This window comes from Streptomyces sp. DT224 (genome assembly GCF_049844595.1).
Classification (GTDB): Bacteria; Actinomycetota; Actinomycetes; order Streptomycetales; family Streptomycetaceae; genus Streptomyces.
This window is the reverse complement of the sequence record NZ_JBNCLI010000004.1, coordinates 512,894-524,342: the sequence shown is the minus strand read 5'-3', so window position 1 is coordinate 524,342 and position 11,449 is coordinate 512,894. Positions and strand designations below refer to the sequence as shown.

Below are 11,449 nucleotides of genomic sequence, written 5' to 3'. Positions count from 1 at the left end.
TTTCAGGCGCAAGCGGCGGCGAGCGCCCGGAGCACGCGGGAGCGGCCCCTCCGGGGCACCGTCCACAGCACCTGGCCCCGGACGCCCCGCTCGGCGAGCAGGGCGTTCGCCGCCAGGAAGCCGGTGGTGGCGGCCCGTTCCATGAGGGCGACGGGCAGGTCGCAGCGGATCCCGTCCCCCGCGAGGGCCAGCCACGGGTGCGGGGTGCGTACGGCGGGGCGCAGGGGGTACGTGCCGGCCTCGAAGAGCGGGCAGTCGGAGCGCCACTCGTGCCGGGAGTCGACCACGCGCGCGTCGCGGGTCTCCGGGTAGACGTGGTGCAGCCGGTCGACGAGCCGTTCCTGCACCTCCTTGTGCTCGGCCCCGGGGTCGACGGCGTACGCGTGCAGTTCCACGACGGAGCCCCCGGTGCGCGCGGCCCAGCGGGCGGCCTCCCCCTCGTACCGTTCCAGGACGCTGATGTTGTCGAGCCCGTCGTAGCCGCTGGTGCCGAGGAAGCCGGGCCGGTCGGCGCGGACGGGCCGGTCGAGCCAGAGGCGGGACACGAGGAAGGGCGGTGCGGTGCGCAGGGCGGCGACACCGTCGCGCCAGGGGGTGGTGCCGAGTCCGGGCGACGCGGCGACGGTGTGCCGCAGGCCCTCGGTGTCGAGGGCGAGCACCACGGCGTCGTGCCGGTGGGCGCCGGTCCCGGTGTGGACGTCGGCCCCACCGCCGTCACGGGGGGCGATCCGGTGCACGGGCGTTCCGGTGCGGATGTCCGCGCCGAGGCGCTCGACGTACCCGGCGAGCGGTTCCCAGAGCGCCTGGGGGAAGGGTTCGGCCGGAACGTCGAAGAGCAGGCCCTCGGACGAGCCGAGGAAGTAGATGTGGAACATCAGGAGCAGTTCGGCTGCGGACAGCCGGCGCGGGTCGGCGAAGAAGCTGCGGGAGAACACCTCGAACGCCAGGTGGTGGGCGGCCTCCGGGAAGCGCACGCGCTCCAGGAAGCCGGTCGCGCCGACGCCGTCGAAGCGCTCGTACACCTCGGGGACCCGGACGTCGAGGAGCGGGAGGGCGGCCCGGGGGTCCATGGCGGCCAGGTCCCGCCATCCGAAGGTGGGGCTGAGCGCGACGAAGCCGAGCGCGCTGAGCGGTGGCGTCCTCGGAACCCGGGCGAAGCTGTCGGTCAGGCCGCCGCTGTGCCGCAGGGGGTAGTCGGGCAGCGGGACGAGGCGTGCGAGGGCGGGGTCGGTACGCCGGAGCAGGCCGCGCAGGTTGTAGTACTGGCGGAAGAACGCGTGGAAGCCGCGGGTCATCGTCACCGGTGAGCCGTCGGCCAGCACGGTGCGGTGGCCGGAGAGGCGGCCGCCGAGTGCGTCGTCCTTCTCGTACAGGGTGACCCGGGCGCCCCGCTCGGCCAGCAGGGTCGCCGCGGCCAGGCCGGCGATGCCGCCCCCGACGACGGCGACGGACGGCTCGTCACCTCGTCGGAAGCGTGGTGCACCGGGTGCGGGCAGGAGGACTTCGGCCTTGCGGTCGCGGCCTCGTCGGGCGGCGGCGGGTCGGGGGTTCACGGGGCGTGCTCCGGTGTCGTGGCCGGGTGGCCGTTGCGGGCGAGGAAGGTGTGCACGATGCCGGTCTGCCATCCGGCGACGGGGGCGACCCGCACCGAGGTCAGACCGGCCAAAGCGAGCCGGCCGGCGAAGACGGGCGCGGTGTCGAAGGAGAGGACACTGCGCCAGAGATGGCGGTAGAGCACCCGGTCGCCGGTGAGCGTGCCCGCGGGGATGATCACCCCGCGGCAGACGGCGGTCCACAGCGCCCGGTGCGCCCGGGAGCCGCTGAGGCTGTACTCGTGCGCGGCGAAGCGTCCGCCCGGCGCCAGCAGGGCCCGTACGGACCCGAGGACCGCGTCCGGGTCGGTGACGTTGCGGAACAGGTAGGCGGCGAACACCGCGCCGAAGGGCCCCTCGCCGGCCGTGGTCAGCTCCTCGGCGGTCAGGTGGAGGAAGCGCACGCGGGCCGGCCACGGCTTGGCCAGGGCGCGGCGCAGCATGCCCGACGACGCGTCCACGGCGGTGATCCTGGCCAGGGGCGCGGCCGTGAGCAGGGCGCGGGTGGACGCGCCGGTGCCGCAGCCGAGGTCGAGGAGGTGCAGTCCGGCGCCGCCGCCGGGAAGGCGGAGGCGGCGGGCCGAGCGCAGGAGGTCGGCGCGGTAGCCGGGGTTGAGGGCGGTCAGGCCGTCGTAGGTACGGGAGGCGTGGTCGAAGGCGCGGGCCAGGTCGTGGTCCCGCAGAAGGGTCATCGGTGGTTCTCTCCATCTGTGGCGGTGGACCGGGTCCGGCGCGGGAGGAACGGCAGTTCGGCGGCGGTGGCGAGCATCGGCCGGACGGGGGTGCGCAGCCCGATGCCCCATTCCTCCCGGAGCGAGGCCGTGCCGTCGAGGAACCTCAGCAGCCGTTCGGCCGGGACGCGGCGGAACAGGCCGGTGAAGAAGTCCGGGCCGTCGATCCGGCCGGTGTCCAGCGCACGGAGCACGATGGCGTCCATGGCGAGCGCCCGCCGGCTGTGGGGCGCGGGGACGGACGCCCGTCCGTCGCGCAGGGCTGCGGCGATGGCCCGGCTCTGCCGTTGCACGGCGGCGAAGGTGTAGCCGGTGGCCGGGCGGGTGGCGCCGCCCGCGGTGCCGATCCGGAACACCGAGGGTCCGGCCCGGTGCGGGAAGCGGGCGTCGGTCATCGGAATCACCCCCTGCTCCGTGCGCTCCACCGTGAGCGCGCCGAGCCGGAGGACGTCGCGGCAGTAGTGGCCGAGCGCCGACTCGTACGCCTCGGTGGTCAGCGGGCGGCGGGAGAACTCGGTGTACTCCACGAGCGCCCGGTCCGGGGACAGGGGCAGCACGTAGCCGAACGCGAGTCCGTGGGCGGGCTGGGGGACGCGGAAGTCCATCAGGTCTGCGACCCCGGGATCGAACCGTGCGGTGGCGGTGCGGACGAACCAGCCCCGGAAGTGCTGGAGCAGCTGAGTGCGTGCGGGTGGCAGGGCGGGCAGGGGCCGGCTGTCGAACACGCGGCGCGCGCGCACGTCGGCCGTGGAGCCGTCGGGCAGCGTGCAGCGGACCACGGCCCCGCCGGGCACCGCGCGCACCGCGTCGGCCGTGGCACGCAGGACGTGTCCGCCGTCCGCTCGGGCCAGCCGGCGGTGGACCAGGCGCTCGAAGTCGGCGGAGCGCACCATGCGGTAGGTGAAAGGGGCCGGTTCGACGGTGACCGGGCGGCCGTCGGCGCCGTGCACGCGCAGCACGGACCAGGACGCGCTGACGGCTTCGTCGAGGCCGTCCGCCTCCGCGTGCCAGTAGCACCAGGTCCGCTCCGCCGGGCGCGTGGGGCCGTCCGGCGGCTCGATCACGGTCACGGTGGCGGCGCGGGTCTCCGTCAGACGGTGCGCGAGGCTGAGTCCGGCCGCGCCGCCCCCGACGACGGCCACGTCGCAGCGGCTCATGGCCGGCGCGCCAGGTCCGCCGCCACCTCCCGGGCGGCCCGGGTGCCCGAGGCGAGCGCGCCCTGGACGGAGCCGGTGGCCCGGTGGTCGCCGCACACGTACCGGCCCGGGCGGACGCGGGTGGTGCGGCTCAGCTGCCAGGGCGGGCGCATGGCCGGCAGCGCGCCCTCGACCGTGCGGGCGGCGATCTGCGTCCAGCCGCTCGTGTCGGTGGCGTACAGGTCTGCCAGGCGCCGCAGCACCGCCTGGGCGCGGCCCGGGAGGCCGGTGCCCAGTACGGAGGTGGAGATCAGCGCGGTGCCGGGCGGCGCGTAGGTGGGGGCGACCTCGCTGAGTACGCAGGTGTTCAGGACCGGTCCGGTGCTGTCCACCAGCAGGGTCGGTTCGGCGAGCGGTGTGCGGTCGGTGGCGTGGTAGTACGTGGTGACGGTGCGCGTGTCCGGCACGGTCAGGTCCGGGAGCAGGCGGGCGGCGGCCGCCGGTTCCGTCGCGACGACGACCACGCTCGCGGGGACCTCGCTCCCGTCCTCCAGGGCCACCCCCGTGTCGGTGATCTCCGCGACGGCGGCGCCGAGCCGGAGGACACCGCCCGGGAGGCCTTGGGCGAGCTGGTGGGGTACGGCGCCGATGCCCTGCGCGGGCAGGCACAGCGTCCCGCGCACCATGCTCCGCCAGACCAGGTGGAAGAACCGGGCGGAGGTCTCCAGGCCGTCCTCCAGGAACACCCCTGCCAGGAACGGCCGGAGCACGTCGGTGATGACGTCGTCCGACAGACCGGCCCGGAACAGCGCCGAGGAGGTGGTTTCGTCGCGGCGGCGCCTGACGGAGGAAGCGGGGAGCACCGCGTCCCGTGCCGTGAGTGCCGCCAGTGCGCCCAGGTCGCGGGCGGAGAGGACCCGGCCCGGCAGCAACGCCCCCACCGCGCCCTGCTCGCGCGTCGGGTCGACGAGGCGGACGGGGCCCGTCCGGGTGTGCGCGATGATGCCCGCGGTGAACGGCCGCAGGCGCAGGCTCCTCAGGTCCAGGCGCCGCTTCACCTGCGGATAGGAGGTGTTGAACACCTGGAAGCCGCGGTCGAGCAGGAAGCCGTCCCGGCGGTCCGTGCGCATCCGGCCGCCCACCGAGTCGGATGCCTCCAGGAGGGCCGCTTTCAGGCCGGAGCGGCAGAGATCCAGCGCGCAGGCCAGTCCGGCGAGGCCCGCTCCGACGACGACGGTGTCCGTGGGCCGGCGGTGCTCGTCGGTCATGCTGCTCCTCGTGCCCGGGGTCGTCCGGCCCAGCCGACCACGTTCCGCGGGCCGATGCGAGGAGCCACGCATGTGCGGACCGGGTGACGCACGGGGAGCCGAGCCCGGGAGCCGGGCTCCCCGTGCGTGGGCGTCAGCCGCCCGAGCAGACCGCGCCGTTCAGGCGGAAGACCGCCGGGTCGGGGTTGGGGCCGTCGTTGGCTCCGACGAACCCGAAGGAGGCGGTCGACCCGCCGTCCGGCGCCAGCGCGCCCGCACCGTCCGGAGCGGTGACCCGCACATGGGAACCGGTCTGGTGGAAGGTGGCGTTCCACCCGGAGTCCACCGACTGGCCCGTGGTCGGCCAGTCCCAGTCGACCGTCCAGCCCGTGATCGGCGTGTCCGCCAGGTTCCGCACGGTCACGGTGGTCACGAAGCCGTTGCCCCAGCTGGAGTCACGGTGGTACGTCACGGAGCAGACCGCGTCCTTCGGGGTGCCGGTGCTGAAGGTCAGCGGCGAGGAGGCGCCGGAGAGCCGCCCCGCCGAGTCCGCCGCCAGCACGTTGACGGTGTGGCTGCTGCCCGGGGGGAGATTCCGCAGGGTGACGGAGGTGCCGGTGGTCTCGCCGACCAGGCGGGTGTGGGCGCCGTCGCGCTCCTGGACCAGGTAGCGGGTCGCGCCCGTCGCGCCGTCCCAGGTGAGGCGCGCGGTGGTGTCGGTGACCGCGTCCAGGCGCGGGGTGCCGGGTGTGCTCGCGGCCGAAGCGGCCGGGCCGGTCCCGGCCTTCGGTTCGAGGGTCACGGTGAGCAGTGCGTACGGGGGCACCGTGACCCGGGACGCGGACGCGTCGGCGTCGGTGACCTCGGTGATGTCGCTGTCGCCGCGTGCGTAGCGGCTGACCTCCGGCGCGGCGGCCGACGGGGTGAAGCCCGCGTAGTCGAGGGCGACGGTCCGTGCGGCGTCCGGGTTCTTGTTGACGAGCATGACGCTCAGCCGCCCGTCGTCACGGAGCACGGCGTGCGCCGAGACGTCCTGCGCGGAGGACTCGGCGGCGACCATGGTGTCGCCCGCGGTGCCCAGTTCAGCGGTCATCTTCATCCCGTAGTACGGATGGAACGGCGTGTTCGGCGCCGACTGGCAGACGTCACCGGTGCAGGCGCCGCTGGACAGCATCCCCATGTCGCCGTAGTCGGTCTCACCGTCGACGGTGGTGATCTCCCCCGCACCGTTGTGGGTGTTCCACCAGTCGACGTTGAACACGCCGTTCTCCAGCGCCGTCATGAACGCGTCCGCGGCGAAGAGTCCGTTGGGGCGGGCGGTGAGCCGGGCGCCGCCGGTGTTGGTGTTGATCTCGGTGAGCGCGATCCCGATGTCCGGTGAGTGCGCTCCGGCGACCCGGTCGATCTGGTCGCGCACCTCCCGGAGTTCACCGGGCAGCTTGGCGAGCCTGGACATGGCGGCGTCGGCGGTGGTGTCCGATCCGCCCGCGTACCAGTGCACGCTGACGAAGTCGATGACGTCGGCCACCGCCGGCAGCACGGTGTGGTTCCAGTCGCCGGCATCGCCGTCGCCGACGACTCCGTCCGGCCACTCCCCCGGACTGGTGAGGACCGCGCCGATCTTGATCGTGGGGTCGACGGCCTTCATCGCCGCCGCGTAGGCGCGCACCTCACGCGCGTACTGCTGCGGGCTCTTGTCCTCGTGCTCGTCGTTCTCCCAGCCGCTGCCGTAGTGGCCGTTGCCGTAGATCTCGTTGCCGATCTCCCAGTACTTCGCGCCGTACTTCTTGGTGACGTTCGCGTACCTGACCCAGCCGGCCGCCTCCTGCGGGGTGCCGGAGCCGTAGTTGGCGATGAGGATCGGCTGCGCCCCGGTGGCGCGGACGGTGCCCATGAAGGCGTCGAAGCCGGTGCCCGGGGCGACGTAGCCGCCGGGCGCGGTGTGCGTTTCCCAGTGGTAGATGTCCGCGTACGAACCCCCCGGGTAGCGCATCGCCCCGACGTCGGCCGCCTTCATCAGGTCCACCACCTCGGGGTCGTTCATGTGCGAGTCCCAGATGGCGGTGTTGACCCCGCGGGCGGCACCGGTCAGCGTGCCCAGCGCCGCTTGGGCGTTCACCTGTACGTCGACGTCCGCGTCGGTGGCGGCCCTCGGTGCGGCGGGGGCCGCACCGGTCAGCGAGGCCAGCACGGCGAGCGAGGCGGCCAGGACGGCGGCGGCGCGTGCGAGGGGGCGGAAGCCGTGTGGGGGTCTGTGCGAGGGCGCCATGGGGGATCCTCCCTGGGATCTCGGCGGCACGGGCGGAGTGGGGCGGTGCGTGCCGCTGGACGCGCGAAGTCCGTTGCGGCGAGGGGGCGTTGCTCGTGGGAGCGCTCCCATCATGGGGAGGGCGCGACGCGCTGTCAACGGCGGTGACATGCACCGGAACGGCCGCGCGCCACCTCGCCGGTGACATGCGCCGAATCGGCCGAATGGCGCCTTCCGGAGCGGCCGCGGCTTTCTCTACTGTCGATGTCCGGCTCATCCGGACCTTCTGGGAGATCACATGAAGCCTGAGACCATGTACTGCTATACATGCGATTCCGACGAGATGCACCGGCCTCTCACCACCGCGGAGAAGACCTGGCTGAAGGACCGAACGGGGCGTGGCAAGGTGGATGAGTTCTTCATGTGTGAGGCACCGACGTGCCGCAATGTCCGCAGCGGCTGGAACAAGCGCCCGTTCGACCCGGTCGTCCGCATCCCGCTGCCCTGAGCCGGGAAATCGGGTTGAGGAGCGGTCACCTCGGCGCCTAACGTCTGAGCCCATCGACGTGTAGCTCAGCAGGAGAGCGCCGGGCTCTTAACCCGGAGGGCGCAGGGGCGGAACCTGCCACGTCGGCTTATGAACGACAACGCTGAGCAGCAGCCCCTCGCCGCAGGCACGTCCTTTCCGGAGAGCCGTCTGGCTCAAGCCTTCGTGACCGCGCTGACCCACGAGGACGCCGGCACCCGGCACCGCGCGGAGACGCGCGGGCACCGCTGGCGGGAGGTTCTGACCGCCATGACCACGGGCCGGGTGACGGTCGGTTCGCGGGCGCCCGTGACCGGGTTTCCGGCCTGGGTGACTCCCGAGGTGGTGCGGGGCGGCTTCTCCACCGGGACGGTGAGCGCCGGTGGCCCGCTCCAGCCTTACGAGGCCGACGCCGCGAGGCGTTTCGGCGTACCGGCCGAGCGACGCGCGCTTTTCGCCCACTGCCTCACCGAGCCGGGGCTCGCGTGGCTGTGGTCCCTGCTGGACAGCGGCGGGTACGAGATCGCTGTGCCCGAGGAGGCGGCGCTGCTCACCGCGGCCTGGCTGGTGCGCCACGGGGAGACCGGAGCGGCGTGCGACCTCGTCGCGGAGCTGGGGCCGTTCGCCGGCCGGCTGCGGTTCCTGCCCCGCCCGGCCGACGGGCCCGCCCCGGGCGCCGGCACGTCGGTGCACCGGCGCACCGTCTCCGACACCGTCGGCACCTTGGCGCGACGCCGGCCCCACACGGCCGTCGAGACCCAGCGTGAAGCGCTCGCCGTGTGGCAGCCGTTCGGTGACGAACTGCTCGTCCACTGGCTGCGGACGGCGGGGGACGGCATGGTCCCGGAGCCCACTCCGGACGCCGACTGGCTGGCCCACGGTGAGGTCCTGCTCGGCCGGTACCGGGTACTCGCCGCGCGGCACACCCTGTGCACCAAGCACCTCGATCCCAAGGAGAACCTGGGCATTCTGCGCGGAGCACTCGAAGAGGCCGTCGCGGGACGGCCGTTGGGGGCGCGCCGCCTCGGTCTGCTGCGGCATGCCGTGCGCTCCATGGTGCGGCGGCGGGGGCTGCCGGGGTCGGACCCGCATCTGGCTCTGCGCCGCTCCCAGGAGGAGCAGGCGGCGCTCCCTTCCCATCACGCGCTCGCCCAGCTGATGCTGCGCCGGCTCGCCGCACTCCCCCCGGACGGCGGCATCACCGATGTCGCCGCGCTGGTGACCCCGGTGACCGAGGAGGAGAGCCGGGAAGCCGGCCTGCCCACCGGGGCCGTCATGCCGGCCGGGATCAGCCGGGCGGTCGAGTCCGCGACGAGCGCCCCGCTCGACGCGCTCGTCGAGCGGGGAGTGGTCCCTTCGGCCGAGGTCATGGCCGAGCTGGTGCCCCAGCTGGTCGCGGCCGCCACGGCTCAGGCGTACGGCGACGAGACGCTGCGCACCGTGATGGAAGCGAACTACCGGGCGTTCCGGAGCCGCCGGTCACTGCTCCTGCTCGATCTGGAGCGTCAGGTGCGCGTCGAGGAACTGCCCTGGGTGCGGGCGGTGTCCGGGCAGCGGACCGCGGTGCTGGGCGCGTCGGACGACGGCGGTGCGCTCGCCGTGCTGCGGCAGCTCGGCGAAGTGGCCGTGCACGCCTTCCCGGGAACGCTCCTGCCCAACCCTCTGGTGCGTGAGTTCGGTGTACTCGGCCGGCAGTGCGACCTCGGGGCACCGTTCGTCGAAGAGCTGGCCGCCGACATCTTCATGGGCACGTTCGGCCCGAAGTTCCTCAAGGCGGCCCGGGTCGCGGGCGAGCTCCTGGGCGGCACGTTGTACGAGCGCTATTACGACATCGATTACGCGGCGGTCCGCAACCTGGCGATCGTCGAGGCGGGTGAGGCCCTGACCCGCTCGGCCGGTGCCCGTACGTCCCCCGGGTTCGCGCGGCTCTGCTCGGAGCGGTCGGGAGCGGCGTCGCGGCACTGGTCCGTCGCGGCGAACGGGATGGTGATCGAGCAGGCGCAGATCCTCACCACGCACAACCTGGCCACGCTGGTCGGCCGGGTGGGCGTGGCCCCGCGGTCCGGGTGGGCCGATCTGGCCCACCGCTGCCTGGTGACCGTGTGCCGGCTGACCGCCCGTGTGCACCACAACCCGCGTCCCCTGCGCACGATCAAGGACGCCGCGTACGCGTGGCGCCAGATGGTCTTCCACCTGTCCCTGTGCCCGCCGGCCCAGCAGCGGCGGTTCGTCGCGGGGGCGCCGGACGAGGTGGCCCGCCACCCCGCGCATGTGGCCGCTCGGTTGGCCCCGGCGCTGGCGGGCCTGGCGCTGGTCGCCGGGGGCGGCGCCTTCGGCGAGGACGGAACGGCGGACACGGGGCGCGCCCGACGCTTCGTGGGGTGGACGACCGGACCGCACTGGATGCGGTGACGCGGGCCTGCCGCACCGAGGCACCGGTGCTGCCCGCCTGACGCGTAGGAGGTGCCGGCGGCGCGTCGCGGCTGTCCGGCGCCATGAGGACGTCGGTGTCCTGTGCCGGTCCTGGTCGTGCAGAACACCGCGCGCGGGGGCCCGGCCGGGTCGGTGCCCGGCTGCGTGGGGCGGGGCCCGATGTGCGGGTGCTGCGGCCGTACGCCGGTGAGGAGCTGCCCTCCGTTCTCGGGGGCCGGCCGCTGCTCATGCTCGGCGGTGGCTTCCTCCCCGACGACGACGGACGTGCGCCCTGGCTGGCCGCCACCCGCCGCCTGGTGGGACAGGCGCTGGCGGACGGCGCACCCAAGCCGTCCCCGGGGATCAGGCTCGTGCCGAGCCGACGGCGGTCCTCGGCCCGGCAGTCGCGTGGGCCCCGTCACCCCGTGTACCTCCCCTGGATAACGGTGGCATAAGGTGAGGCTCGCCTAATCTTTTAAGGCTGAACAAATCGAGGAGCACGCTCATGTCACATCGGCGCCGTGGTACAGCCGCAGTCGCCCTCGCCGTCGTTGCCGCGCTGTCGCTGGCCGCGTGCGGCGCCGACTCCTCCGGGAAGGACGGCGGCTCGTCCTCCCAGGGGTCCAAGGACTCGAAGTCCGTCGCCAAGGGCGGCAAGGACTTCGGCGACGCGGCGGCGAAGACCGCGGCGCTCGGCACGGACGCCAAGCCCGGCCAGTGGCCGCGTACGGTCAAGCACGCCATGGGCAGCACCGAGATCAAGGAGCAGCCCGAGCGCGTGGTCGTGCTCGACGTCGGTGAGCTCGACAACGTCGTGTCGCTCGGTGTGAAGCCGGTCGGTCTCGCGCCGACCGAGGGGTCGCCGGAGCTGCCGTCGTATCTCAAGAAGGACGCGGGCACGCCGAAGAACATCGGCACGATCAACAGCCTCAACCTGGAGGCGATCGCCGCGCTCAAGCCGGACCTGATCCTGGGCAGCCAGCTGCGCGCCGCCAACTCCTACGACGAGCTGTCGAAGATCGCGCCCACCGTCTTCTCCATCCGGCCCGGGTTCACCTGGAAGGAGAACTACCTCCTCAACGCCGCCGCGCTGGACAAGACGGCTGAGGCCAAGGCGAACCTCGCCGCGTACCAGAAGAAGGCAAAGGCTCTCGGGGAGAAGCTGGGGGCGGACAAGCCGACCGTGTCGATGGTCCGCTACCTGCCCGACGGTCTGATCCGGCTCTACGCCAACGACTCCTTCATCGGCACCATCCTCAAGGACGTCGGCATCCCGCGCCCCAAGAACCAGGACATCGCGGACCTGGCGGCCGAGGTGAGCGCCGAGAACATCGACCAGGCCGACGCCGACTACATCTTCACGGGCGTGTACGGCGATGCCAAGGCGACCGACAAGAGCAAGGCGCAGGCCAACCCGCTCTGGAAGAACCTGAAGGCGGTCAAGGACGGCCACGCCTTCGACGTGCCGGACGAGACCTGGTACCTGGGTCTCGGTGTCACCGCCGCGGACGCGGTCCTCGACGACCTCGAGAAGTACCTGACGGCCTGAGGGCCGCG

8 protein-coding genes and 1 tRNA gene are annotated in these 11,449 nt (G+C 73.5%); 4 read left to right on the top strand and 5 right to left on the bottom strand.

All coding sequences use genetic code 11. The features are described from left to right. Nucleotides 1-2: 2 nt before the first annotated feature. The 5 genes from ACLQ2N_RS12680 to ACLQ2N_RS12660 form a co-directional block, all read right to left on the bottom strand. On the bottom strand, nucleotides 3-1,553 hold the full coding sequence (locus ACLQ2N_RS12680; RefSeq protein WP_425812164.1) for an FAD-dependent oxidoreductase: 1,551 nt from the start codon (nucleotides 1,551-1,553) through the stop codon (nucleotides 3-5). Then, a complete protein-coding gene (locus ACLQ2N_RS12675) occupies nucleotides 1,550-2,284 on the bottom strand; it encodes a class I SAM-dependent DNA methyltransferase (RefSeq protein WP_425812162.1) in 735 nt (244 codons plus the stop codon). The genes ACLQ2N_RS12680 and ACLQ2N_RS12675 overlap by 4 nt, the downstream gene beginning before the upstream one ends. Then, nucleotides 2,281-3,480, bottom strand: coding sequence for a lycopene cyclase family protein (locus ACLQ2N_RS12670; RefSeq protein WP_425812160.1), 1,200 nt, complete (start codon nucleotides 3,478-3,480; stop codon nucleotides 2,281-2,283). The genes ACLQ2N_RS12675 and ACLQ2N_RS12670 overlap by 4 nt, the downstream gene beginning before the upstream one ends. Continuing rightward, complete coding sequence (locus tag ACLQ2N_RS12665) at nucleotides 3,477-4,727, bottom strand: NAD(P)/FAD-dependent oxidoreductase (RefSeq protein WP_425812158.1); 1,251 nt, start codon at nucleotides 4,725-4,727, stop codon at nucleotides 3,477-3,479. Before ACLQ2N_RS12665 ends, ACLQ2N_RS12670 begins: the two co-directional genes overlap by 4 nt. A gap of 133 nt (nucleotides 4,728-4,860) precedes the next feature. Next, nucleotides 4,861-6,975: a cellulose binding domain-containing protein gene (locus ACLQ2N_RS12660; RefSeq protein ID WP_425812156.1), complete on the bottom strand. Its 2,115-nt coding sequence runs from the start codon at nucleotides 6,973-6,975 to the stop codon at nucleotides 4,861-4,863. Between the two features lie 277 nt (nucleotides 6,976-7,252). On the opposite strand from ACLQ2N_RS12660, the gene ACLQ2N_RS12655 reads away from it, so the two are divergent. The 4 genes from ACLQ2N_RS12655 to ACLQ2N_RS12640 all read left to right on the top strand — a co-directional run bounded on the left by ACLQ2N_RS12655 (nucleotide 7,253) and on the right by ACLQ2N_RS12640 (nucleotide 11,441). Next, nucleotides 7,253-7,462 (top strand): hypothetical protein, encoded by a 210-nt coding sequence (locus ACLQ2N_RS12655; RefSeq protein ID WP_425812154.1) that lies wholly within the window; start codon nucleotides 7,253-7,255, stop codon nucleotides 7,460-7,462. 54 nt (nucleotides 7,463-7,516) lie between these two features. Next, nucleotides 7,517-7,588 (top strand) — tRNA-Lys (locus tag ACLQ2N_RS12650). A 3-nt stretch (nucleotides 7,589-7,591) separates the two neighbouring features. Beyond that, nucleotides 7,592-9,892: a hypothetical protein gene (locus ACLQ2N_RS12645; protein ID WP_425812152.1), complete on the top strand. Its 2,301-nt coding sequence runs from the start codon at nucleotides 7,592-7,594 to the stop codon at nucleotides 9,890-9,892. Between the two features lie 505 nt (nucleotides 9,893-10,397). Next, the gene (locus ACLQ2N_RS12640) at nucleotides 10,398-11,441 is read left to right on the top strand and encodes an ABC transporter substrate-binding protein (RefSeq protein ID WP_425812150.1); all 1,044 of its coding nucleotides are present in this window, start codon (nucleotides 10,398-10,400) and stop codon (nucleotides 11,439-11,441) included. The last annotated feature ends 8 nt before the right edge of the window (nucleotides 11,442-11,449 follow it).